The sequence below is a fragment of the Leptospira wolbachii serovar Codice str. CDC genome (assembly GCF_000332515.2).
In the GTDB taxonomy this organism is placed as follows: domain Bacteria; phylum Spirochaetota; class Leptospiria; order Leptospirales; family Leptospiraceae; genus Leptospira_A; species Leptospira_A wolbachii.
In genome coordinates this window covers 460267-484143 of sequence record NZ_AOGZ02000014.1, presented here as the reverse complement: position 1 = coordinate 484143, position 23877 = coordinate 460267, and the positions used below count along the sequence as shown (strand labels likewise).

Genomic DNA, 23877 nt, shown 5'->3' with positions numbered 1-23877 from the left:
TAACGGTTGCGCGGACAGGATTCGAACCTGTGGCCTTTGGGTTATGAGCCCAACGAGCTACCAGCTGCTCCACCGCGCGGTATAAAACCATTATTTTAAAGATTGGTAAATTGTCAACGTAAACATTATGAAAACTTTGCTATTTTCTCCCAATGGTAAATTTATCGATTTCCGCCAAAATCTTACTTTACAGTAGTCAAAAAAGACGAATGATTCCTATCTTATACAGAATTCTGGCGGTGCGTTTTGTCTTTTAAAGAAAACACTGATATCGTTTTTGAGCATTACGAAAAAAAAATCTACGACCAAAAACAACTACTGGAAATCTCTCGTGCCCTGAATTCCACGTTAGACTATAAATATTTAATTGATGCTATTCTTAACATTTGTTTGGCGCAGTTACAGACTCTCCATGCAGCCATGTACTTAGAGCCAGAAATTGACTTAGGTTTATTCAAACTTGAACCCCAGTCCATCAAAGGTTTCGAGTTAAGTGTGGAAGAACAAAACTACGAAATCAAAATCGATAGCCCTCTCATCCATTATTTTGAAGAAAAACCCAAAGCCATCACCATGGACCAGATCCTACTTATGGATTCTTTAAAGTCGATTCCTGACATTACTTACCTTCGTAAGATGGGAGCCGAGATTCTGGTTCCACTCAATGCTAAGGGAAAGGTGAATGGGTTACTTGTCCTTGGTGACAAAATGACTTCCGAAGAGTTTTTGGAAGACGAAAAAGAATTTATGACCACCCTTGCGAACCTCGCAGGGATTGCCGTAGATAACGCTCGTTTGTATGAGTTGGCAACTGTTGATATGATGACAGGCCTTAAAATTCATCATTACTTCCAAACCAAACTCAAAGAAGAAATGGATCGTTGCCGTAAAAAAGGAACTCAGTTATGTTTGCTTTTTACCGACGTGGATCATTTCAAAAGTTTTAATGATACCTATGGTCACCAAGCGGGGGATGTGGTTCTCATTGAAGTCGCAAAACAAGTGATCAATGCAGCCCAGCGCCATCACATACCTGCAAGATACGGTGGGGAAGAGTTTTGTTTGGTCATGCCTGGTGCTTCGGAAGAAGAGGCGATGGTGAAGGGAGAAGAGATCCGAAAGGCTGTCGAATCCATGGTTGTCAAAAATCCCAATGATGGAACAGACCTTAAGGTCACTTTGTCTGTGGGTGTATCCAGTTTTCGCACCACCGACCGCAACAACAAAGATCTGATCGAAAGGGCCGACAAAGCCTTGTACCAGGCAAAACATTCTGGTAGAAACCGCACAATTTGTTATAAAGATTAGGAAATTTGCCGATGGGTAGAGTATGGCAGAGCCGGCATACCTACTCAACGACCTCTCAACATCGGTTCCTTCCGATGTATATGAATCCATACGCAATCGAGCTTTGGGTCTTTCTTCGTATGATTTCCAGCCCTATTCTTGTTTTATTGAATACAAGACTAAGGATCAAAATACGGGCATTGAATATCGAGATTGTATTGTAGATTACACAAGATGTTCCAATTCTCGCTGTATCAAAAAGTTAGTGTAATTCTTACTTTATCCTTTTTTGGGGCTTGTATCCCAGGCCCTGTGCGCCCTCACCAAACACCCGTTTCATACCAATTTCCCACAACCAAAACTCTTCCTCCCCATACAAGTATCACTGTAGTCGACAAAGGAACCCATCTCCTCCTTTCAGGAATTGAATCGAACCAAAGGACACTGTCTTTTTTATGGGACACTGGATCTGATTTGAGTTTTTATGAATCGGCTGATGAAGAGGAAGTTTCGGAATTTCGCTTGGGAGGTCGCCATTTTACTTTGAAAAAGAAAAATGGAATCCTTCCGGAATCCATTCCAGGCCTCCTTGGAATCGATTTCTTTTCCGGAAGTTGTATCTTCTGGTTTGGCAAAGAGTTAAAACGATTTCCCGAAGATTCTCCCTTTTGTGAACACCCGGATGCTTACTTATCTACAGATCTAAAACTTCTGAATACAAAGAAGAAAGGGGCTCATTTTTATGTCCAATTTGAATATCCAGAAGGATATACCTCCTTTGGACTTCTCGACACCGGATCTTCTTTAAACCTTTTACCCAAGGGCTCCAACGAACGATTTCTGGGAGAAAAGAAGGTATTTCTTGCCGGAAATAAGATCCAAACAGCGATCCAGAGGGAATCGGCTTCTCCGTTCTATTTAGTGACCAAGTCAGGGATTCGAGAAGAATATAGACAAGTCCAGTTTCTCACAGGAATTTCACTTGAGAATTTCCATTTGCCGGGGGACAAGGATAGGGAAGAGGATTGGGTGATCGGTCTCGACATACTTCGGACTCGTCCCTTGTTCTGGGACTTCTCTCGGGGGCGTGTGGGAATTGTTCACACCAAAAACTAAGGTGAAAGAAAAAGAAAAAATCATAGTGGCGATGAGTGGCGGGGTAGACAGCGCTGTAGCTGCAGGACTTCTGATGGAAGCCGGCTACGACGTGATAGGTGTGAACCTACGTACTTGGGAATATGAAGCTCCTGCCTGCGATACCACTAAAAAGTCCTGTTGTTCTCCAGAAGACATCCGTGATGCAAGGGATGTAGGTCTTTCTTTAAACATTCCTTTTTATGTAATCAAAATGGAAAAGGTATTTGGAGAACGGGTGATCGATCGTTTTATTAATGATTATAAAGATGGAAGGACACCAAACCCTTGTGTGGAGTGTAACACCTTCGTAAAGTTTGGCGCTCTTTTTGAACAAGCAAAAGTATTAGGAATAGAAAAAATCGCAACGGGTCATTATGCTCGTGTGATCGAAGTGGATGGACGTTTCGCCATTCGTAATGCTGTGGATATGAAAAAAAACCAAGCGTACTATTTGTACGGTTTGTCCCAAGAAAATATTAGAAATACAGTTTTCCCTTTGGGTGAAATGGACAAAACTCAAGTGCGTGAAATTGCAAAACGGATGGGTCTGCCTGTAGCGGAAAAACCAGAATCCCAAGAAATTTGTTTTATTCCTGAAAACGATTATAGATCTTTCCTTAAAAAAAAGGGGATGGAGTTCACTCCTGGATTTTTCAAATTGGCATCCGGCCAAATCATTGGCAAACACCAAGGAAAAGAAGGATTTACTATCGGCCAAAGGAAAGGCCTTGGGATTGCTTGGAAAAATCCCCTTTATGTTCTGTCCATTGAAGATGATGGAACTGTGGTACTTGGTGAAGAAGAAGAAACTGTTTCTGAATCTTTTGTTTTAGAAGAAATCACCTACCAAGCACTGAGTCCTATGGAAGTTGGGGAAACTAAAGAAATGAAAGTCCAAATTCGTTACAGGAGTGCACCTGTTCATTGTTTGGTGACTTCTCTTGGAAATACTTGGAAGGTGGAATTTCTGGAAGATGTAAAAAGTGTCACTCCGGGACAATCGGCAACTTTTTATGCACCGAACGGAGATTATCTTTTAGCTGGTGGAATCATTCAAAAAGGCTCTATTACTCGTAAGGTAAAGAAAAGTTCTGTTTTAGAGGCGGAGAGTGTTACCATTTGAAATCGGTAGAAGGTAAAACAATCCTCATCATTGGTGGGGGGTTGTTACAAGTTCCCATCATCCAAACCGCAAAAACCATGCGGCTCCATACGGTTGTTGCCGACATGAATCCATCTTCCATAGGATTTCAGATTGCTGATGAAGCCATTCTCATGTCCACAAAGGATGTGGAAGGTATGGTTCGGGAGTCGAAAAAGTTTGCGCAAAATTCTTCCATTCATGGTGTGATCACTGCGGGCACCGATGCTAGTATGACTGTGGCGGCCGTAGCCTCTGCCTTACAACTTCCAGGAATTCGTTTTGTGGATGCGGAAGCTGCATCTAACAAAGTGAAGATGCGCCAAAGGCTAAAGGAATTTGGAATGCCCATTCCTCGGTTTGCTGCTGTTTGGTCTTTGCAAGATGCCAAAGATGCCCTCGACTCATTGACCTTCCCGCTTGTGATGAAACCTGCTGACAATATGGGAGCACGTGGTGTGATCAAAGTCACAAACAAAGATGACCTTCCCACTGCTTTCCGCCATGCCAAAAGGTTTTGCCCTACGGGAGAATTAATATTAGAAGAATATATGGAAGGCCCTGAACTTTCCGTTGATGCCTTAGCTTTCCAAGGTCAGATCCGAATGACGGGAATTGCCGACCGGATCATAGAAAGAGAACCATATTTTATTGAAGTAGGGCATAACATGCCTTCTGCGATGTCCAAAGAGATTTTGAATGAAGTGGAACGTGTGATGGCAGGTGGAATGCGGGCTCTGGGGATCCATCTGGGAGCCGGAAAAGGTGACATCAAAGTCACAAAAGATGGCGTAAAAATTGGTGAAATTGCTGCAAGACTCTCTGGTGGATTTATGTCAGCGTTCACTTATCCTTTGTCCAGCGGTGTGAATTTAAACCGGGCTGCTCTTTTGATTTCTCTCGGAGAAACTCCCGATAATTTAGATCCTGTTTTTTCCCGAGTCTCTATAGAACGTTCGTTACTATCTAAACCGGGAAAACTAGTATCGATTGGCGGAGTGGAAGAAACAAAAAAAATCGATGGAGTTTCCGAAGTTTTTATCCAATCCAAATCTGGCGATATCATTAAAGAACCAACAAATAACATCGATAAGTCGGGTCATGTCATCATTGTCGCAGACAATTTAAAAGATGCAGAACTTGTATTTGAAAAAGTAAAAGATACAATTCGTTTCGAAGTAGATGAACAATTTTCCATTACAGAAAAGGAAATAGGCGACCAAGCAAGAATTCGTTTTGGAAAAGACATTTGTTGGGTTTGTAAACAATGTGATGGTAGCAATTGTGCCTCTGGAATTCCGGGAATGGGTGGAGTAGGCCGAATGGAAACCTTCCATGACAACAGTGTTGCTCTTTCCGAATATTCAATTCTTCCTGGTTATATTCGGGATCATGTAATACCTGAGATCCAAACTAAGTTTCTCGGTTTTGATCTAAAAACTCCTATCATGGCAGCTCCTATGACTGGGGTGGGAACGAATATGAACTTTGTGATGACTGATGCAGATTATGCAAATTTGGTCGTACGTTCGTTTGTCCAAAACGGAAGCCTGGCTTGGCTTGGAGACGGAGCCTCTCCTGAAAAATACAAAATCATGTTAGAGGCATTGAAGAAGTCTTCTGGAAAGGGAATTTTGATTTGTAAACCTAGAGAAGACGAATCGATGTTAGTGGATCGTTTTTCCGAGGCCGAGGCGGACGGAGTGTTCGCTCTGGGAATGGACATTGATGCTGTGAATTTTAAAACCATGGTACAAAAGAATTTATCCAGCATTACTAGACCTTTGGATCGTTTGGTTCGTTTGAAAGAAAAAACAAAATTACCTTTTATTCTTAAAGGAATCATGAATCCGGAAGATGCAAAACTAGCCATAGAAGGCGGGTTTTCTGCCATCGTCGTTTCTAACCATGGCGGAAGAGTATTGGATGGAATGCCGGGGACGGCTCGTGTCCTTCCAAAAATTGCCGAGGTAGTAAATGGTAAAATTCCACTCCTTGTTGATGGTGGCATTCGTTCGGGTATGGATGTTTTTAAGATGTTAGCACTCGGTGCCGATGCCGTGCTTTTGGGAAGACCCGTAGCCATTTCCCTAGTCGGTGGTGAGGATGCAGGAATTCGTTTTCTTTTACAAAAATATTCGGAAGAACTAAAACAATCAATGAGTGTTACCGGAGCCAAAACTTTGGTGGACATCAAGCGATCTATGTTGCTTCATAAACTTCACGGTTGACTATGGATAAGGAAATCAAAGACCCCGATGGTATTTTAAAGGTAATTACTGCACTTTTCGGCAAACTTCCGGCATATATTATCAATTCTGACAAAGAATACCCTGCTAAGATCATTGCATTAAAAAATAAAGCCCTAATCATCAATACGACTCTTAAATTTCCTAATAGAGATCGAATACTAACAGTCGTTCATAACGGTAGTAAGTTTTTAGCACATTTTATTGTAGCTGGTGGAGATGGAAATGGAGTGGAGATCCTAACACCTGTTAAGATCCAAATCACAGCCGCATCAAGACAAGGATCTCGTGTGGAAGCCAGTCAAATCCAAACTGGTATGGTTGTTTCCAATATCATCAATGTAAACGACGTATCCAAAGCCATTGGATTTGATGATAAAAAGGTGGATACCATCCTTCTTGCTTACAGAGCTAAACTCACCAAAGCATTCCCTTTATCTTCTATATTCTTTGCTGGTCGTATGGACAATCGTCTGCGCATGATGCACCACTATGATAAAGATATTTTCATTGTTGACCGTAAGGAAAAATCAACTGCATCGGCAGATTTTTTTCCATTCGATGAGTATTTGAGAATTTTCGATAGTTCTAAAATACCTGATACATATACTTCAGAAATCTGCGTACCTATTAAGTATAAAGGTTATGTACATCTTGGTTACGTACAAGTTTTGGCAGAAAAACCTCTCGACTTCGAAATATACAAACAAATTCAAAACTTTTCCAATGCAGTAAGCCGTGATATCATAAGCACTGGAGTTTTCCAGGAATCTCGTGATGTCTGTCAGGTAATGGATTTAAGTATGGGCGGTATTAGTTTTATCCATGCTCCATCCCGTTCTTTCTCAAGATCAGTAACTTTAAATGGGACCATTCTTTTTGATTTGAACTTGGAAGAAGGCAAACGAGTTACAATTCGTGGAATCATAAAAAACATCCGTAACCAAGAAACCAATTTCCGTGTTGGTTGCCAGTTCTACAACCTAACCGAAAAAGATTTAGAAGTTCTCGGTATTTTTCTAGATGCAGGTAAAGCAGAAGAAGAGGCAAATGCTCCGACAGTGGAACCATCAGCAGATACCAATCAGGATGGAGAGCAAGCGGCCGGCTCGGAAACACCAGAGGAAGGATCAACTGTGGTGGGTGCTACGGATGAACCTGGGGATCCCTTCGGAGACGCTATGGATGCAGATTTCCCTACGGATGAACCCATTTCCGAACCTTAAGTAATCATGACTGTCTACAAGTCATTGATTCGTTATCCCTATACGGGTAAGACAGTTTTCGAATTTTTAACGACAAAATTTCCGTACCATGACCCAGGGGAATGGGCCTTCTTACTCGGGGAAAGTCGTGTCAAAGTCCAAGACAAAGTGGCCTTACCTCATTTGGTTCTTCAAGAAGGAGATATCCTAATCTATGAACCCATCCCCGGTCGGATTGAGGAACCTGAAGTTGATACAAACTACACCATCCTAAAAGAAACAGAGGATTTCCTCTTTGTGGACAAACCGGGAAACCTACCTATGCATCCAGCGGGAAGGTATCGCACAAGGACACTACTCAACCTTTTGGAGAAGATCTACCCTGTAGTGATTCCGGTCCATAGGCTCGATCGGGAAACCTCCGGGATTGTGATCTTTGCCAAAACGGAAGAGGGTCGCACTTGGCTCCAAAAAAAATTTGAATCCAGAGTTGTGAAAAAAGAATATCTGGCTGTGGTTCGAGGTTATCTTCAAAAGGAAGTTTCTCTCGAGGGTTTTATTGGTCGTGATTTGGATTCGGCCATTCGCAAAAAAATGAAATTTTCACCTTCTGAATTTGTAGATTCCAAATCAGTCTCTACTCGTTTTATCCCACTAAACTACAATGAGTCACAAAATATTAGTTTGGTACTTGTGCGGCCCATTACAGGAAGGATTCATCAAATCCGGGCAAGCCTTCTCTATTTAGGGTTTCCCATTCTTGGGGATAAATTGTATGGACCAAGAGAAACAATGTTTTTAGATTTTGTTCAATCGGGACTTACCGATTCCTTACTTGTAGAACTTGGGTTTGATCGGCAACTCTTACATGCACATAGCATTGGTTATATGGATGAACGCATTGGAAAAGATATACTTATCAGATCGAATCCACTCGCAGAGATAGAATCCTTCTTCCCAAATTATAAAGACTATGTCCCATAGGTTTTAATAAAATCTAACTCAAGAATCGCCTTTCCTCCGATCTTTCTATAAAGAGAGAGGAGGCTTTTGCAAAGGATGGCAGGAGCAGGCAGACTATTAAAGGATTCCGATAAGATTGTATTTGGTGAGTTTTGGACTGCAAAACAACGCCAAGGACATCCAATTCATCATACCGTAAGTTATAGAGCATCATTTAAACCGGAACTTCCTTCTTTTTTTATGAAGGAATTTTTGAAAAAGAAAAATAGGGTCGTATATGATCCGTTTGGTGGAAGAGGAACTACAGCAATTCAGGCTAATATTGAAGGGCATGTTGCAGTTCATAATGATATTCACCCATTGTCTATTTTTCTTGCGAGTGCAAGGCAGTATGTTCCTAGACTCGAGGATTTAGAAAAGAAGTTAAATTCCTTGGATTTAGAAGCGGAAGTGGAGGAGGATCCCTTTGATATAAATCTCCTTCCTTTTTTCCACCCGCGCACTTTAAAGGAAATTAAAAACCTGAAGAAGTATATGGCAGAAGATCCATCTGTAGAAATGAAATTCATTTCTCTTATTGCATTGTCTCGGTTGCATGGGCATAGCACAGGATTCTTTTCCGTATATACTTTTCCTCAAGTTTCGATTCCCCCTGAATCACAGGCAAAGAATAACATCAAACGAGGTCAAACTCCAGAATATCGTCCTATCAAACCGAGAATTTACCAAAAGATGAGACGAGATTTGGCACTTCCCATTCCTCCGTTTTATCATGAATTTTCGAAGAACAATTTGTATTCGTTAAATTCAGCAAATTCTGTTCCCAATGTGGATTCGGAATCTGTGGATTTGATTGTAACTTCACCACCATTCTTAGATAAGGTGGACTATGAAGGGGACAATTGGCTACGTCATTGGTTTTTGGACATTCAAAAGTCAAAAGATAGAAAGCTGAGTATCTTCAGCAATTTGAACGATTGGAATGAGTTCATTCGTTCTACCTTAAAGGAATCGGCAAGGGTTCTAAAAAAAGGTGCTTACATGGTTATGGAAGTAGGGGAAGTTAAAAAGGGAAATTCCATTTTGTATTTGGATGAGGATGTGGTACGGATGGCAGAGGGAACGGGTCTTGTTTGGAACAAAACCTATGTCCATACGCAAAGTTTCACAAAACTTTCGAATTGTTGGCAAGTTTCCAATAACGAAAAAGGCACAAATTCCAATCGTTGTGTCGTTTTACGGAAAGTTTTATAAGTCTAATCTTTGTATGAAACAAATTCGGTTTTTTGCCTTACTCTCTTTTCTAGTTTCTTTGGGATTTGTTAACAGTAGTGGTTCTTTCTTTGGGTTGTCTGCCGATCCTTTGGATTCGCATCCAATTGAAATATCGATTAAACAGAAATCACCGGGAAAGTATGAGTTGGAATTGTTTTTGCCGAAAGACTTTGGGTTCCAAATGGAAGCACCACATCGAATATTTTTATCAGGTACGGAAGGACTTAAAGTTTTGAATGCTGATTTAAAACTAAAAGGACCAGTTCATTCTAAAAAACCAGAATACTTTGAATACTTAAAACCCTTTACCTTCCAAGTGGAAGGTAAAGGTAAGTTACAACTAGATGCTAAGTTGTTTTATTGTAACTTTGTAAAAAACATTTGTATCCCAGCAAAAGTAAACAAATCGTTTTCTATTTAAGTTTTAAATCATTCTAAGTCTTTGGTAACAAGGCGTTTTAAATTGGATTTTTGAATTTGGTATAAGAAAAAATACCTTCCGCCAATAGAAATGTTTTTATCAACGATCTTGCCTTCTTTAGAAATTTCACGTAGTTCTTTACGTCCCTTGTCAGAAAGATTGGGGATGGTGTATGTTTTTAATAAGTTTAGCGACTTTTGTTCTGCGATAGTTTTGGCTTCGTCTGTTCTTTCGGATTCAGTTGGTAGAACACTGGACACCGCTACTTGAAACAAGGTTTCAGAAATAAATCCTTCTTTTGCTTTAGTAAATTCTAAAACTGCTTCATTTTCTGTGTCTTTGGCCTGCGGACCAACTTCTTTGGTTTCTTTGGACTTACAATTCCATACGAGAGTTACAATAGCGAAAGAAAGGATAATCCTTGTTAGAGTTTTGTTCATTTACAATTTCCTAGGTTCTGAAATGTGAGTTTTTTCCACACGTTCCATTAATTTAGGTTGGATGATGCGGAATAGGAAAGCACATTTTGTGCGATCTGTGTAATCTTCTTTGTATAGGGTAAGGCCGTCAAAGAACCAGGCAAAGTTGTGTAAGTTTTCAACAGGGTTCTCTTTTTTGTCTTGGGGATTCCCCCTAACTTCGCCTAGGTTCTGTCCTGTAATTGGCGACTGTGAAGGATTTGTAGTGGATTGCCCTTGGGGAGTCTGAGTGTTTTGTAGGTTTATTGGATTTGCGGCAGTGGTCGCACTCGTTTGAGTGCCCGTGGCTGTAGTATTTTGAGGTGTATTGGCAATGACCCTCGTTTGTCTATCTTTCCCTTCTAAGGATGCTGCATATTCATCGAACCCTTCCCCGAACCTATGTTTTTGCCTTTGGATTTGCAGAAGGAAGGGCATACTCAATTTCTCTCTTTCTACAAACGCTCTGCGTTTACAATCTTCGCGTCTTGCGATTCCTGAAACTTCTTTGTATGTGACTGGGATTTCGACTTTGATTTGGAAAAATTCCCGAGAAATAAACCCTTCCTCTTTTTCATTGAGGAGAGCTTGTTCTACATAATTGGGATCAGCAATCGTGAAGAGACGACAGGAACAAAAGAGGCTTAAAATTAGAAGTTTACGAACCATTTCCACCTTCAAGACTAGTAGATGATGTCGAAATTACGAATCTTTTTCCTTTGTTTCTCACTACAATTTTTACCTCTTTTTTCCCAGGACCAATTCTTCGGAACCTCAGAATCCCAATTTCGTGAAAAGATAAAAACCATCCATTTGGACAATGGGCTCACCGTTGTGCTGATGAAACGGGGAACTTCGCCGACAGTTGCCTTGTACATCAAATTCCTAGTGGGAGCTGTGGATGAAACTCCAGAAGAAGCGGGAACGGCCCACCTTTTGGAACATATGCTTTTCAAAGGAACAAAAAATGTAGGGACCATAGACTTTGAGAAAGAAGAAAAATACCAAAAACAAATCGAAGTTTGGGGAACAGAACTAGATGATCTCAAACTGAAAATTCGAGACCTCACGGCCCGTGGCGAAACCATTCCTCCTTCTTTACAAGAAGAGGCCGAAACCTTAAATCGAAGGTTAAAAAATCTCATCCAACTCCAGGATGAGTTTATTGTTAAAAACGAAGATTCCTATATTTATGAACAAAATGGTGAGGTTGGATTCAATGCCTATACTTCACAGGATGTCACGAACTACCAAATCCAACTTCCTAACAATCGAATTGAAGTTTGGGCAAAGATTGAATCGGACCGATTAAAAAATCCTATTTTAAGAGAATATTATACAGAAAGAGATGTTGTGATCGAAGAACGTCGGATGCGCACTGACGACAGTGGAGCAGGTGTTTTACGAGAAAAATTTTTCTCTTTGGCCTTTGAAAGCCATCCCTATAGAAAACCAGTAATTGGATATTCTACAGGCCTTCCTTTTTTGAAAATTGAAGATACTAAGGCTTTCTTTCAGAAAAACTACACACCAGATCGAATGGTAATTTCTATCGTTGGGCAATTTGATTTTGAAGAAACAGAGTCGATCATTCGTAAGTATTTTTCTGACCTAAAACCCGGCAAACCAAGGCCTACGTATAAAGTGGAAGAAAAATCTTTTCCAGGGGAAAAACGATTCAAAGTCTATCACCCTTCGGGAAGTCAGATGATGGTGGGTTGGCTAAAGCCCCCTTATCCTCATAAAGATAATTCCTCTTTCGATGTATTGTCAACGATACTGACTTCAGGAACGGGATCTAGGTTGTACAAACGATTGGTTTTGGAAGAAAAGCTGGCAGTGAGTGTGGGAGCCGCCAACGGATATCCAGGAGAAAGATACCAAAACTATTTTGTATTCTTCATCAAACCCAAAGAGGATGCCAAACCGGAGACGATCGAAAAAATCATTTGGGAAGAACTGAACAAAATTAAGGAAACGGGAATTCCTAAAGAAGAATTGGATAAGGTAAAAAACCAGATGGTTTCTGACTTTATCAAAACCTTAGATGAAAATGGAAGTATTGCAGATCTTTTGAGTTATTATCAGTTGTTATATGGGGATTGGACTGGGCTTTTCCGCCAATATTCTGCCATCATGAAAACCTCATCAAATGATATCCAAACCCTCATTCCCACTTATCTTTCCAAAGATAAAGTGGTTGTGGGTGTATTGGAAGATGTAAGGAAAAAATCAGAATGAAACGTATTTATTTAATTTTATTGGCTCTTAGTTTTTCGGCATTCTCAACAATCTCAGGCCGGGAGATGGGGGAGTTTGTTCGAGATTTACAGTTCAAACCATTGGAGTTTGAGGTCCCAAAAATCACATCCGTAGAACAATCATCAGGTGTAGAAGTATTCTCTTTAAAAAATGCAGAGTTTCCTATAGTGTATGCGGACATTTATGTTTACCATGGGAAAAAACATTTGAGGAATCGTTCTGTCGAGATTACTAGACTATTGGAAGATAGTTGGGAGTTGTCTGGATCGGCAAAGTTTCCGAAGGAAAAGTTTTTAGAAACACTAGAATTCTATGGTGCTTCTTTTTCTGTTTCTATTGATTACGAAAAAACTATATTTAGCATCGCTTATCTTAAATCTACAGAGAAGGAAGTCCTTCCTGTATTGCAGTCTTTTTTTGCAGAACCGAATTTGGATGAGTCCTTGATGGTGACCACTAAAGGAAAGCTCGGCGAGGAAATCAAACGTAGAAATGATAATCCTACGGCACTCGGATCGAGAAAAGCAAAGGAAGCATTGTTTCGTGGAACGATTGCGGGCACTTCCATGCAACTTTCTTCTTTGGAATCTCTGAAACTCGCAGACCTCGCCCAATTTCAAAAAGAAATCTTAAGTGAACCTAAACGAAGGTTTCTTGTGACTGGTGATTTCGATTTGAAATCCTGGGAGAATTTTTTTCCGAAGTTTTCCGAAGGATCGAAAACGCAGGACTCTGAACGGATCACTCCTTCTCTATTATCTGAGAATGTAAAAAAAGAAGGAAAGGAAATTCGGTTGGTAGTAAAAGATGTAAACCAAACTTTTATTTCTATGATAGGAGTCCTACCAGAACACAACCATCCTGATTTTTATGCCATCCAGGTTTTGAATTATATCATCGGGGCTGGTGGATTTAACTCCTATTATATGAGAGAAATTCGAAACAATAGGGGACTTGCTTATTCGGCGGGAAGTAATACGGAATTCCAAGAAAGCTATGGAACCATTCAGTTTTTTGCGATGACTAAAACCGAATCTGCAAAGGAAGTTCTTTCTCTGATGCGAGAGCTCATCCAACCCAAACTCATTGACTCCTTAACAGAAGAAGAACTGACACGTGCGAAAAACGCCATCATCAACCAGTTTGTATTTCAATTTGAAGATGATAAACGAACTCTTGCGAGTGAAGTCCGTAGGCGTGATCATAAAATGCCAGAAGGATACTTACAAAACTTTAGAAGAGAGATTGACCGATTGACTCTTTCTGATTTAAAACGAGTTGGCAAACTTTATTTCCAAAAGGACAAACTACTGGTTACCGTTGTTGGGCCGAAAACTTTGGAATCCTCCTTTCAGGGATCGGTAAAGGTTATAAATCCGGAAGATTGATGTTAACTGCAAGTTTCGAATACAAAGGAACCAAATTTGAAGGTTTGTCCGAAGGTGGGATTCGGACCTCCATCATTTGTCCTTCTCTTGACTTTATGTTTGATTTTGGGTTTATCAATCCTGATAAAATCCATATCGGAAAAATTCTATTATCGCATGCTCATCTAGACCATTCTTGTGGGATCCCATACTATGTGTCGCAACGGAGCCTTCGTAAACTCCCCGTTCCGAAAATTTATCTTCCAAAATCATTGGAACCTAAAATGTCGCAAATTCTAAAACTATATTCCGAAATTGAAGGTTTCGATTACGAGTGTGAACTCATCGGCCTTGAGTTCGGGACCAGAGTAGATTTAAAACCGGGTTATTTTTTTAAACCTTGGGAAAGTTTTCATAGAGTTCCCTCGCAAGGTTATACGGTTTATGAAACCAAACGTAAGTTAAAGAAAGAATGGACAAGTCTCAATTCCGAGGAAATTCGGAACAAAAAAGATTTGGGAGAAGATCCTACAGAAGAAATTTCTGTTCCCTTGGTTTCCTTTTCCGGGGATACAAAAATTGAATACGTATTAGAAAATGAAGATGTTCGTAAAAGTAAAATTCTCTTTATGGAATGCACTTACTACTGCGAGAAGAGGGATGTGAGTCGGGCTCGGGAATGGGGGCATACTCATTTTGATGAAATCGTCGAACATGCAACTGCTTTTGAAAATGAAGCCATTGTTCTCATACACCCTTCCAAACGTTATAGTTATCGCGAGTTAAACGACATCCTCCGTAAAAAAGTTCCGCCAATTCTCAAAGACCGCATTTCACTTTTTTTACCTCCCAAATCATGAAACCAAGACCAAGTATCTATATCCCAGAATTGGAATCTTTTATAGATTCTAGTTTGGTCTATAAACCAAATCCTATATTCTCGGAAATGGAAACTTACGCCAAAGAAAAGAATATTCCCATTGTGACAGCAGCCACGGGAGCTGTGTTGTCTCATTTGCTTTCTCTACTGAAACCGAGTCAAGTTTTAGAATTGGGAACAGGCCTTGGGTATTCCACTCTTTGGATGGCTGTCGGTTCCCCGAACTCGCAGTTTGTTACTGTGGATCGGCATGAAGAACAAGCTGCCCTCTTGGATGAGTATGCAAAAAAAATGGGGATTTGGGAACAAATCCATGTTAAGCGGATCACCGCTTCAGTTATGGATTATCTACAGGAGAACCGAGAGGAATGGATACAATCGGATCTTTTTTTTGTAGACTGTGATAAAATTACCTACCCAGATATTTTTCGAATTCTTTGGAAAGATGCGAAACCAGGAGCCAGTTTTTTATTTGATAATATGTTATGGCATGGGCGAGTCCTCCATCCCGATCCGAAGAAACCATCTGATTTGGCCGTCATGTCTCTTTGGGATGAGGTGAAATCCCAAGTTTTCCGTTATACCTTGTATCCTGTGGGAGATGGATTACTCTTTTTCCAAAAGGATAAAAAATAGTAGTCAAACCTCTGTAATCTCGGCTATTCTGCTCCTTGGTTTAAGGAGAGCAAGTTTCGTGTTAAAAAATAGTTTCATCATCCTTTCGTTTTGTTTCTTTTGTTTGTCTTTGTCTGCACAAGAGTCCGGAGCTCCTGAAAAGGGGAAAGAGTCCTTTGAGGAGCTCGACAAACTAGACCAAGGGAACAACTTAGAACGTAAACAGTATAAGAATATTTCTGAAAATAACAAGGATCGTGTCATCAACGCGATCAAACTATTAACTATAGTTACAGCTAACTTTGGTGATGAAGTCCCTGATTCCAAAACGGCTCTAGACAAAATCAAAAAAGACTACCAAGTGGTGTTACGTTATTACTACCGACGCGCTTACATTGCTTCTGGAAAAGCTATGGTTGCTTTGGAAAAAGATATTTCTACTCTCATGGGTAAGTTTTCAAAAAACTATGATACCAAAACGCAGAACTTACTTGCAGAATGTGCCGATTTAATTACAGGCCAAGAACAATCCCAACTCGTAGAAACTTCTGGGGAAGGATCGAAGGTTGTGGTTCCTTACCGTGAGATTGCAGAAGGCCAACAAAAACTTCGCATTGCTTATGGACAAATGGGTTTGGCAACGGACATGTCTCGAGATGACAGGTTCTACGATGCGATCGTACATTACCGAATTGCAAAAGACTATGGAATCAAAATCCTTACTGACTTCAAAGAAGCTGAAGCGGACAAAAAAACCATCACTGATAAATACGGTAAAGACTTAAGCGATAACAGAAACCAAATCTTTAGCCAAACTACAAAATAGAACTTTAAACTTTTTCTTTTCTCCGCCCCCCTGGGTGCGGAGAATGACCCATCGTGCTTTTTTCATCATCATTATTCTTTCGTAGATTTCTCTTCTTACTTGGTTTCGGTTTCTTCTCTGTTTCCTTAGGAGCTGTTCCCGTCTTTCGTATTGCTGTGGATCCAGGCCACGGGGGAATTGCTAAAGATCCCAAGGCACAACATGGCGATAAATATGACAGTGTCACCCAAACCTATTTAGAAACTTACAAACAAGGAACGGAACACGGAAACATCACCGAAAGAAAGGTAGTACTCGACTTAGCCAAAGAAGTTCACCGCATTTTAAAACTAACAGAGACAGATGCGGGTTGGAAGGAGTTTGAAGGGTATCTACAATTATTTTCTAAAAGAACCGATTTCCCGCGAGTTACCTTTGAAAGTAAACTCACTCGTGAAACTTCTTTTGATGAGGATCCGGCCTCCGATGATCCCAATGCCATATACCGATTGTATGATTTTCCTGATCCAAAAACAGGCGTTCGTCGGAAGGGAAGGCTCTCCAAAATCAATGAACAAAAACCACATCTTGTTTTGTCACTGCATTTGAATCCTGCTAGTAAAGGCCAGACAGGGGGGATGGGGGCTGTCCTCACACCTGGGTTCAAAACATTTTCCCAAATCAAAAAAATCTCAGAAAAGAAAAAATCACAGAATTCATTTCTGAATGGCCCTTGGTCGGACTGGCTCGTTTTCCAATCGGGTTGGTCCAAGTTGGAGAATGCCACGGCAGATACTTGGATTTACCTGCACGGGTATTGGTCCAAAAAGAATGGAAAAGAAACCGATATTTCCAAGTTTGAAGGTTACCGACAAAACATGGTTAGCTGGCGTTATGCCGATGACGCTAATTGGGAAAAACAAATTGGGAAACCAGGACCCTATGCCACAACTCATGCGGACTTTTTGGAAACAGGAAAGTTTTGGGAGAGAGAAAAAGGAAAAAAAGAGGAATGGAGAAGGGAAGGGGGAAAAGAAGGGTTTGGTGGTGATAACCACTATGTAACCAAGGAACTCATGCGTTTTGTGCAATATGGCCTTCCCATCCAACTGAAAGAAAAAGATGCGCCTTATCCAGAACTTGGCCCCATCCAAAAACCTTATATTTCTACCTATAGTCTCCCCACTTATACGAATGCTCTCTGTGCCTTTATCGAAATTGGTTATGTAAACCGGAGCCGCGATATGAAATACTTAACTCAGAATAAAAAAGAGACAGCTATTTCCCTAGCTGTGGGCATTTACTCTTTGTTTGTTGGTTTGGATGTGAAAAAAAATGTAAATCTTCCATACAACCCGAAAGGAAAAAAAGTCAATTGGGAACGATATGAAAATTATTTTGATGAGGTTCTTTAAACAAAGATATGAAACCCAAAAAAGAATCTTCAAAAGTTCTAGACCACCCTCTCTTTCAAGAATTGATTACGATGTATCAAAAATCTCTTCAGAGGCGGTATTCAGAAGAGAATCTTAAAAATTATCCAGAGTTTAGTTCTATCCCTCGCGCTAAAATAGACCAACTCCTTCATTTTTTTTTAGAATACCTGTATCCTGAATATTCCAAACGGAAGGAACTAGATGCCGCCTTTGATGCGTTATCCGGTTTTGTAAACCATCCGACAAAAATTTGGGGAATTCTTGGAAATCTAACCTTGTCTATCTTTCGTTTTGGGAAACATTTCCCTATGGCATTGAAAGCAGGACTTGCTTCCCTCCATTCCTATGTGACTGCTCATCAGTTTGAAGAAGAGCTTGTGATGGAACTCGACAGAAGGGAAAACAAAATCAGTTTGTTAGAATCGGAATTTGCCATGGAGATACTTATTGCCAAAGTCGAAAAAAAGAAAGCGGATGCTTTTCGAAAAGACATTGGTGCTTTATTCAAAGTGTTTTCGGATGCAGAACTCATTCGAAAAATCATTTTGATTATGGAAGATATACTAGTTAAGATGGAATCAAAGGGTAGAGTTTATACGGAAGAGGATCGAAAAGGAATTCGTTTAGGTGTTTCGATTCTAAAAGAGGGGAGAGGGATCTTTGATCAGATGAAGGAAAGTGAGATAAACCTCGTTTTACAAGCCATTGATACCATCGAAGAAGATTTTTATCAAAAGGCTTGCACCCGGGATTCGAACTAAATTACTGTTGGTACCGATGGCCGGAATCGAACCGGCATGATGTTACCATCGGTGGATTTTGAATCCACTGCGTCTACCAATTCCACCACACCGGCATAAATCAGTCTTCAGCTTCGATATATTTACCTTTTCCGCGGGCCACTATTTTGCCGATCTCATTTTCTATTTCAGCCCTGTTTTCTATGATTTTTTTGTTCTTTTTCACAAACCATCCACGTAAGTGTAATGGTTCATTCACTTTTGCAGGTTGCAAGAAACGAATAGTTAATTCACCTGTTGTGGTTTCGAAATTCATCGCTTCGTTGATCTTAACCATGATTTCATCTAGGATGGTGGATATAATTCCTGGGTGGATTTGATCCGGTAAACCCTGGTATTTTTCGGGGCAGGTATAATCACCAAAGGCAGTTTTTGTGTCTTCGTCGAATGTGATTTTTAACTGCAACCCGTCTGCATTGTCCGGTGAGGAGGCAAAGCTGAGATTTTTTTTCGCAACGGATTTCATGCCACCATGGAACGCAAGAATTTCTCTTGTGTCAAGCAGAAAAAGAACTTGCGGTCATTTTGGCTCAAAAACCCCCGTAAAATGCTAGGAAATCGAATATTCTTTGAATATACCTTAAGTTACTGTATAGGAAACCTCGAAAATAAAGAGTAGAACCCTTTTATGTTAACCACCCTAATGATGTTACTCGGTCTTTCCGGCGCTGGTGCCGACCTCAATGATATCGCTGGGAGCGAAGGGGGTGGTAGGCCCAATGCTGACTTAAGTCCTCGCCAAAAACGGAGGCAAAAACAAAGACAATCCGCAGAAGTTGAGGAACCACTACCACAATCAAAATCTCAAAAAAATGAAAGGCCCTCTCGTGGTGGTCGTGGGCAAGAATTAAATTTCCAAACAGATCCGAAGGAACCCAAATCCAAACCAAAACCTCTTTCGGAAAGGTTATCTGATTTTGATAATGATGACGAACCAGAGGAATCTAGTGATGCCCTTTCAGAGAAAGAGCCGAAACCTGGACGAAACAGACGAGAGAAACAAAAACCTCCTAAATCTCTCAGCGATCTTCCGTTAGGTGAATTTGGGGAAGAGAGCTCCGAATCTCCTTCCTCTGGTGAAAGACCGAGACGGGAAAAACCAGATATTAGTTTTTCTGCAGATGATATCATTTCCAAAAACTCGAAGTATTCTTTTCATAGAAGGCCACTCCTGAATGCGGAAGCTCTTGTCGAAGCCGAACAAGTAGAAGAAGCCATCGAGATTTTTGAAAGGACAGGGAATCGAATTCCTGACCAAGAGATCAAAGAAAAAATAAAGAAAAACATCCAGGACTTAGAGGAGTTTTTAGAAGACAATCCACCTACTGCTAAGCCAGGCGAACCAGGGAAAGACGAGAAACCCAAACCGGATTCGTTAGGAAAAGAGAAACCAAAGAAAAAAGATCCGAAACCTGGTTCTGGCACAAAACCAGACAAAGATCTTTCGGATCTTGTGGGTGCCTTAAAAGAAGTGTCTGAACTATTTGCAGAATCGATAGCACGTGCCATTCAATTTGCACAAAGTTCTCCACCACCTAACTTTCAACAAACGCAACAATCCTTCCCACAAAGTGCTGGTCCTTCTCCACAGCAGGGATCGCAATTACCTCTGCCTCCACTTCCACCAAACACTGTAGAGACGGCACCACCTGCAGGAAAACCAATACAACCGTCAGCTGGGCAAGGTCCCAGTCCCATCTCTGGCCCTCAGATTAATCAAAACGTTTCCGGTGGAAACCAATTAGTCCATCCAATCGTTTACCAGTTTTTACAATCATCACCCCAATCGCCAGGATTTGACCCCAAGGTCATCCAAAACCAAGACCAACTCTTACAATCACTAAACCAAGGTTTGACGACAGGGGGGTTGGCAGGAGGATTTCCTGGCGCTCCTATGGCGCCACCAGGTTCAGGAATCGTAGGTCCCTTCTATGTTCCTCCTGAGATGCCGGGCGTGGGTATGCCGGGTGGTATGGGAGGTACTGGATCTCCCGGCGGGCCTCGCCAACCTCTCGACTTACAGACGCTTGCTGACCAAATTTCGAAAAAGGATGTATCCGAGCTTGATCTTCCAGAAGATACATTCTTTTCCAATGATTGGAAACAATTCAAAGACCTTCCTCTTGTAGACAGACGTAGTGGTGACGAACGGAGAAAGAATGCTGACAGACGAACGAACATTGCTGGAAGGAAAGACAGAAGGTCTGGGGAAGATAGGAGAAAGAAAGATCGTTTTCAGGAACGGGAAGATTTTTTAAAAAACCAAGCCTTAAAGAAGATAGAAAAGAAAGCAAAGGAATTAGAAGCCAAGGGAGAGGAATCTTCTCTTAATGATTTACTAAAACCTTACTTTCCAGACCAACCGGGTTTAAAACTACCTGAGTGGGACTTAGAACCCATTGGCCTTCCTGATGCGGATGATTTACGTAGGGACGAAAAAGAACCACCTCTCCATCCAAGGGAACAAGGCCGTCCAGAAGGAGAACCGGATTGGTTTGACTCCACAACCGATGCTCTTCGCAAAGAGTTAGAACTCCCGGATCCTATTGATCCGCAAACTGAAAAGTTAATTTCACCAAAGGCTGATTTACCTGCGGCTCAGGATCCAAACCAACAGAAATCAGAAACCATTATCGAAACGGATCTACCAATCCAGGTAGAACTCACCAATCGGCCGTTAACGAGTGAAGATCTAAAAATTGGGCTTCCTGATGCGGACGAAGTCTTTCGCGAACGCAAACTAAGAGAGGAAGCAGGTGGGCCGGCTGCTGCGGGTGAAGGACCAGCCCTCGAAGATGCAGAAGCACCAGAGATTGAAATCGTGGATGGAAACTTGGGTGAGATTGCTGAAGAAGAATCTCCCATTTCCCCCGATGAGATGGCCGAAAAAGCGGCAGAGGAAGAACCGGAAAAAATCATTCACGGGGTTTTGGAACTAAAGCCCCCCGAAGCGGATGATGCCCCCTTCTTAACTCTCACTTATGACTTTGGAAAGATACCGCATGCGTTTCGTTTGTCGAAGAACTATTCGATTATGGAATATTCGTATTATAAATACAAACCAATGCTCATGAAGGCACAAGAGTTTGCTCGCCGTAAGATGTTAAAAAATGCCTTGAACTACTACCGAGTGATCAAATCACAAAACATCCCACCTGAACTACGTAAGATGATCAACCGAAACATTCGGGACATCACCGAGTTTATGGAAAAATTCCTTATGGCTAAGGGAAACTAACTCTTGACAACTTTTTTCTAATTTCATAGTCTAACATTCATAAGAGAGGTGTAATCCGATGAGATTGCGAAGCCAAAACTAGGTAAGCAAAAACAAAAATACTAAATCCATTCTTCTCCTAACACTTTAGGACGAGACTTGCTTACCTATTTCCCCATTTGGAAACAACAGGAGCTTGTCGCATGTCCCAACATATCACCATTCAAAATTTAACCTTTCTTTACGAATCACAATCTGACTTTTTATTCCAAAACTTAAACCTTCATTTTGGCCCTGGTTGGACAGGAATTGTTGGAAAAAATGGAAGTGGAAAATCCACTTTAGCAAAACTCATTACCGGTGAGATGGATCCTCATAGCGGAATCATCCAAGGCAATGGATCTGTGCGTTACGTCTCCCAAGACACCTACATCGCGAAGGAAGTTTTGGAAGATTTTTTGTATGATGATTCCAAAGAATCAGGTCGGTTTAAAAATCTTTTGAAGATTCGAATCGCATCGTCAGAAGACTACGATTCTTTAAGTTTTGGAGAAAAACGAAGGATTCTTCTTGCTGTGGCGCTTTCGGAATCTCCTGCAGTTTTGATTTTGGATGAGCCCACAAACCATTTGGATTTCGAAAGTATCCAGATCATTGGTAGTAGCCTTTCCCATTATAAAGGAATTGGAATTTTAATTAGTCACGATAGGTCTTTGTTAGATGATCTCGTAACTAATTGTGTTTTTCTTGAGAAAAACTTTTATTCTCAAAGGCCCGGAAACTATTCCGAGGGCAAAAAAGAGATGGAAAGAGAAGCGAAGGAGAGGGCCCACGAATGGGAAGAGGCACGTTTCGTGAGAAAAAAACTAGAGGTAGAACTTGGTCGCAGAAGAGAAGAGGCAAGTTTATCTCACAAACATAGATCAAAAAAAGGATTGGATCTCCATGACCACGATGGTCGACAGAAAAAGAACTTAGCAAGGGTGAGTGGGAAGGATGGGCAAGCGGGAAGACTCAAACAACAGTTAGATAAAAGAGCCGAACATTTAGAACGAAAGGAAAAGGAAATCTTCGCCAAACTTCCTGAAAAAGAAAATTTAGGAATTGTTTGGAAAACGCAAAACTCTAAAAGGAAACATTTGTTTTTATGGGAAGGGGAGAAAATCGATTTTGGTTTTATGGAATTACAGATTCAGTCCCATATACAAATCCATCCAGAGTCAAAAATTGCCATCACTGGAAAAAACGGATCGGGGAAGTCTACACTGCTAAAGTTTTTAGTAAAAGAATTAAAACAAAAACAAATTTCCTATTTGTATTTGCCCCAAGAGTTTTCCAAAGAAGAAATTCAAAGTTTAAAATGGGAGTTTCAACACTTATCTCCGGAAGCAAAAGCCAGAGTTCTTTCTGGAGTGCATAGACTTGGAAGTGATCCGAAACGTGTTTTTGAATCAGAAAGTTTTAGTCCGGGAGAAATCAAAAAAATGTTTTTATCTCTCCACCTAGATGCGAATCCAGAAATTCTTCTCTTAGACGAACCGACGAACCATTTGGATATAAAATCTTTGGAAGCCCTGGAGAGTTCTCTTAAACCACTTAGCACCGCGTTGGTCGTTGTAAGTCATGATCGGCGGTTTTTGGAATCCATTGCAAAGGAAGAGTGGTCTTTGGAAAACCTGTCTGTGACCCAAAAACATCTAGACAGAATCTAAGGATTGTACTTAGAATAATTCTAAGGAGTGACTCTATGCCACAAGTGACATCACATGCCCCTGATTTTAAAGCAACCGCTGTGATCGGGGACAGTTTCAAAGAAATCAAATTGTCCGATTACAAAGGAAAATGGGTGGTTCTATTTTTCTATCCACTCGATTTTACATTTGTTTGTCCGACAGAAATTATTGAATACGATGCGAAACTCGAAGACTTTAAAAAGATCGGAGCAGAAGTTTTGGGAGTTTCAGTTGATAGCGAATTTTCACACTTAGCTTGGAAAAAAACAGCCCGAAAAGAAGGTGGTATTGGTGAGATCAAATACCCACTCATCGCTGACAAAACAAAAGAAATCGCAAAGTCCTTTGGAGTTCTTATCGAGTCAGGCCCTGATGCTGGTGTTGCGCTTCGCGGAACCTTTATCATTGATCCTGCGGGTATCATTCGCCAAGCAACTGTTAACGACCTACCTGTAGGACGTAACATTGAAGAAGCAGTTCGTCTCATCAAAGCTTTCCAATTTGTGGAAAAACACGGTGAAGTATGTCCTGCAAACTGGGACGAAGGAAAGAAAACGATGAAAGCAGATCCTACTGGATCCAAAGCTTACTTCGCTTCTGTGAATTAATTAGAGATTCTCTAAGAT

General features: G+C 40.9%; 22 protein-coding genes and 2 tRNA genes. 19 read left to right on the top strand and 5 right to left on the bottom strand.

What is annotated here, in order from left to right:
* Window positions 1-6: 6 nt before the first annotated feature.
* A tRNA-Met gene (locus LEP1GSC195_RS07850) sits at window positions 7-79 on the bottom strand.
* Between the two features lie 167 nt (window positions 80-246).
* On the opposite strand from LEP1GSC195_RS07850, the gene LEP1GSC195_RS07845 reads away from it, so the two are divergent.
* From LEP1GSC195_RS07845 to mpl17, 9 genes are all read left to right on the top strand, one after another.
* On the top strand, window positions 247-1308 hold the full coding sequence (locus LEP1GSC195_RS07845) for a sensor domain-containing diguanylate cyclase (RefSeq protein ID WP_015682282.1): 1062 nt from the start codon (window positions 247-249) through the stop codon (window positions 1306-1308).
* A 22-nt stretch (window positions 1309-1330) separates the two neighbouring features.
* Window positions 1331-1558: a hypothetical protein gene (locus LEP1GSC195_RS19500; RefSeq protein WP_015681758.1), complete on the top strand. Its 228-nt coding sequence runs from the start codon at window positions 1331-1333 to the stop codon at window positions 1556-1558.
* On the top strand, window positions 1522-2403 hold the full coding sequence (locus LEP1GSC195_RS07840; RefSeq protein WP_015681266.1) for a hypothetical protein: 882 nt from the start codon (window positions 1522-1524) through the stop codon (window positions 2401-2403). Before LEP1GSC195_RS19500 ends, LEP1GSC195_RS07840 begins: the two co-directional genes overlap by 37 nt.
* Window position 2404: 1 nt before the next feature.
* Window positions 2405-3547, top strand: a complete 1143-nt coding sequence (gene mnmA / locus LEP1GSC195_RS07835; protein WP_040507011.1) for a tRNA 2-thiouridine(34) synthase MnmA — start codon at window positions 2405-2407, stop codon at window positions 3545-3547.
* Window positions 3544-5796 carry an alpha-hydroxy-acid oxidizing protein gene (locus LEP1GSC195_RS07830; RefSeq protein ID WP_015680943.1) on the top strand — a complete coding sequence of 751 codons (2253 nt, stop codon included), beginning with the start codon at window positions 3544-3546 and terminating at the stop codon, window positions 5794-5796. Before mnmA ends, LEP1GSC195_RS07830 begins: the two co-directional genes overlap by 4 nt.
* Before the next feature lie 2 nt (window positions 5797-5798).
* Window positions 5799-7040 (top strand): PilZ domain-containing protein, encoded by a 1242-nt coding sequence (locus LEP1GSC195_RS07825; RefSeq protein ID WP_015680586.1) that lies wholly within the window; start codon window positions 5799-5801, stop codon window positions 7038-7040.
* 6 nt (window positions 7041-7046) lie between these two features.
* Complete coding sequence (locus LEP1GSC195_RS07820; RefSeq protein ID WP_015682254.1) at window positions 7047-8003, top strand: pseudouridine synthase; 957 nt, start codon at window positions 7047-7049, stop codon at window positions 8001-8003.
* 75 nt (window positions 8004-8078) lie between these two features.
* Window positions 8079-9236, top strand: coding sequence for a DNA methyltransferase (locus LEP1GSC195_RS07815; RefSeq protein ID WP_015681836.1), 1158 nt, complete (start codon window positions 8079-8081; stop codon window positions 9234-9236).
* Window positions 9237-9249: 13 nt separating this feature from the next.
* Window positions 9250-9678: a cell surface protein MPL17 gene (mpl17, locus tag LEP1GSC195_RS07810; protein ID WP_015681126.1), complete on the top strand. Its 429-nt coding sequence runs from the start codon at window positions 9250-9252 to the stop codon at window positions 9676-9678.
* Between the two features lie 8 nt (window positions 9679-9686).
* Here mpl17 and LEP1GSC195_RS07805 read toward each other — a convergent pair whose 3' ends face one another.
* Window positions 9687-10118, bottom strand: a complete 432-nt coding sequence (locus LEP1GSC195_RS07805; protein ID WP_015680582.1) for a lipoprotein — start codon at window positions 10116-10118, stop codon at window positions 9687-9689.
* Window positions 10119-10805 carry a hypothetical protein gene (locus tag LEP1GSC195_RS07800; protein ID WP_015682520.1) on the bottom strand — a complete coding sequence of 229 codons (687 nt, stop codon included), beginning with the start codon at window positions 10803-10805 and terminating at the stop codon, window positions 10119-10121. It abuts the gene before it with no gap.
* Between the two features lie 21 nt (window positions 10806-10826).
* On the opposite strand from LEP1GSC195_RS07800, the gene LEP1GSC195_RS07795 reads away from it, so the two are divergent.
* The 7 genes from LEP1GSC195_RS07795 to LEP1GSC195_RS07765 are packed head-to-tail and all read left to right on the top strand — an operon-like array spanning window position 10827 to window position 18262.
* Window positions 10827-12377 carry a M16 family metallopeptidase gene (locus LEP1GSC195_RS07795; RefSeq protein ID WP_040506554.1) on the top strand — a complete coding sequence of 517 codons (1551 nt, stop codon included), beginning with the start codon at window positions 10827-10829 and terminating at the stop codon, window positions 12375-12377.
* Entirely contained in the window at window positions 12374-13786 is a 1413-nt protein-coding gene (locus LEP1GSC195_RS07790) for a M16 family metallopeptidase (protein WP_015681422.1), read from the top strand. The genes LEP1GSC195_RS07795 and LEP1GSC195_RS07790 overlap by 4 nt, the downstream gene beginning before the upstream one ends.
* Window positions 13786-14625: an MBL fold metallo-hydrolase gene (locus LEP1GSC195_RS07785; protein WP_015682623.1), complete on the top strand. Its 840-nt coding sequence runs from the start codon at window positions 13786-13788 to the stop codon at window positions 14623-14625. Before LEP1GSC195_RS07790 ends, LEP1GSC195_RS07785 begins: the two co-directional genes overlap by 1 nt.
* Window positions 14622-15281, top strand: a complete 660-nt coding sequence (locus LEP1GSC195_RS07780) for an O-methyltransferase (RefSeq protein WP_015681661.1) — start codon at window positions 14622-14624, stop codon at window positions 15279-15281. The genes LEP1GSC195_RS07785 and LEP1GSC195_RS07780 overlap by 4 nt, the downstream gene beginning before the upstream one ends.
* 58 nt (window positions 15282-15339) lie before the next feature.
* Window positions 15340-16086, top strand: coding sequence for a hypothetical protein (locus LEP1GSC195_RS07775; protein ID WP_015680658.1), 747 nt, complete (start codon window positions 15340-15342; stop codon window positions 16084-16086).
* A 53-nt stretch (window positions 16087-16139) separates the two neighbouring features.
* Window positions 16140-17480, top strand: a complete 1341-nt coding sequence (locus LEP1GSC195_RS07770) for a hypothetical protein (protein ID WP_015682469.1) — start codon at window positions 16140-16142, stop codon at window positions 17478-17480.
* 8 nt (window positions 17481-17488) lie between these two features.
* A complete protein-coding gene (locus LEP1GSC195_RS07765) occupies window positions 17489-18262 on the top strand; it encodes a hypothetical protein (RefSeq protein ID WP_015682601.1) in 774 nt (257 codons plus the stop codon).
* 8 nt (window positions 18263-18270) lie between these two features.
* Here the strand turns inward: LEP1GSC195_RS07765 and LEP1GSC195_RS07760 are convergent.
* Together LEP1GSC195_RS07760 and LEP1GSC195_RS07755 are read right to left on the bottom strand one after the other, a co-directional pair.
* Window positions 18271-18357, bottom strand: a tRNA-Leu gene (locus tag LEP1GSC195_RS07760).
* Window positions 18358-18362: 5 nt separating this feature from the next.
* Window positions 18363-18767 carry a PaaI family thioesterase gene (locus LEP1GSC195_RS07755; protein ID WP_002973585.1) on the bottom strand — a complete coding sequence of 135 codons (405 nt, stop codon included), beginning with the start codon at window positions 18765-18767 and terminating at the stop codon, window positions 18363-18365.
* A gap of 162 nt (window positions 18768-18929) precedes the next feature.
* Between LEP1GSC195_RS07755 and LEP1GSC195_RS07750 the strand changes: the two genes are divergently transcribed.
* From LEP1GSC195_RS07750 to LEP1GSC195_RS07740, 3 genes are all read left to right on the top strand, one after another.
* Window positions 18930-21539, top strand: coding sequence for a hypothetical protein (locus tag LEP1GSC195_RS07750; protein WP_015681000.1), 2610 nt, complete (start codon window positions 18930-18932; stop codon window positions 21537-21539).
* A gap of 182 nt (window positions 21540-21721) precedes the next feature.
* Entirely contained in the window at window positions 21722-23230 is a 1509-nt protein-coding gene (locus tag LEP1GSC195_RS07745; RefSeq protein ID WP_015681491.1) for an ATP-binding cassette domain-containing protein, read from the top strand.
* Between the two features lie 35 nt (window positions 23231-23265).
* On the top strand, window positions 23266-23859 hold the full coding sequence (locus LEP1GSC195_RS07740) for a peroxiredoxin (RefSeq protein WP_002973954.1): 594 nt from the start codon (window positions 23266-23268) through the stop codon (window positions 23857-23859).
* Window positions 23860-23877 lie beyond the last annotated feature (18 nt).

Coding starts and splice junctions, on each gene's coding strand:
- LEP1GSC195_RS19500 (WP_015681758.1), top strand. CDS start 1,331: ATGGCAGAGCCGGCATACCTACTCAACGACCTCTCAACATCGGTTCCT.
- LEP1GSC195_RS07840 (WP_015681266.1), top strand. CDS start 1,522: ATGTTCCAATTCTCGCTGTATCAAAAAGTTAGTGTAATTCTTACTTTA.
- LEP1GSC195_RS07825 (WP_015680586.1), top strand. CDS start 5,799: ATGGATAAGGAAATCAAAGACCCCGATGGTATTTTAAAGGTAATTACT.
- LEP1GSC195_RS07820 (WP_015682254.1), top strand. CDS start 7,047: ATGACTGTCTACAAGTCATTGATTCGTTATCCCTATACGGGTAAGACA.
- LEP1GSC195_RS07815 (WP_015681836.1), top strand. CDS start 8,079: ATGGCAGGAGCAGGCAGACTATTAAAGGATTCCGATAAGATTGTATTT.
- mpl17 (WP_015681126.1), top strand. CDS start 9,250: ATGAAACAAATTCGGTTTTTTGCCTTACTCTCTTTTCTAGTTTCTTTG.
- LEP1GSC195_RS07805 (WP_015680582.1), bottom strand. CDS start 10,118: ATGAACAAAACTCTAACAAGGATTATCCTTTCTTTCGCTATTGTAACT.
- LEP1GSC195_RS07800 (WP_015682520.1), bottom strand. CDS start 10,805: ATGGTTCGTAAACTTCTAATTTTAAGCCTCTTTTGTTCCTGTCGTCTC.
- LEP1GSC195_RS07795 (WP_040506554.1), top strand. CDS start 10,827: ATGATGTCGAAATTACGAATCTTTTTCCTTTGTTTCTCACTACAATTT.
- LEP1GSC195_RS07790 (WP_015681422.1), top strand. CDS start 12,374: ATGAAACGTATTTATTTAATTTTATTGGCTCTTAGTTTTTCGGCATTC.
- LEP1GSC195_RS07785 (WP_015682623.1), top strand. CDS start 13,786: ATGTTAACTGCAAGTTTCGAATACAAAGGAACCAAATTTGAAGGTTTG.
- LEP1GSC195_RS07780 (WP_015681661.1), top strand. CDS start 14,622: ATGAAACCAAGACCAAGTATCTATATCCCAGAATTGGAATCTTTTATA.
- LEP1GSC195_RS07765 (WP_015682601.1), top strand. CDS start 17,489: ATGAAACCCAAAAAAGAATCTTCAAAAGTTCTAGACCACCCTCTCTTT.
- LEP1GSC195_RS07755 (WP_002973585.1), bottom strand. CDS start 18,767: ATGAAATCCGTTGCGAAAAAAAATCTCAGCTTTGCCTCCTCACCGGAC.
- LEP1GSC195_RS07750 (WP_015681000.1), top strand. CDS start 18,930: ATGTTAACCACCCTAATGATGTTACTCGGTCTTTCCGGCGCTGGTGCC.
- LEP1GSC195_RS07745 (WP_015681491.1), top strand. CDS start 21,722: ATGTCCCAACATATCACCATTCAAAATTTAACCTTTCTTTACGAATCA.
- LEP1GSC195_RS07740 (WP_002973954.1), top strand. CDS start 23,266: ATGCCACAAGTGACATCACATGCCCCTGATTTTAAAGCAACCGCTGTG.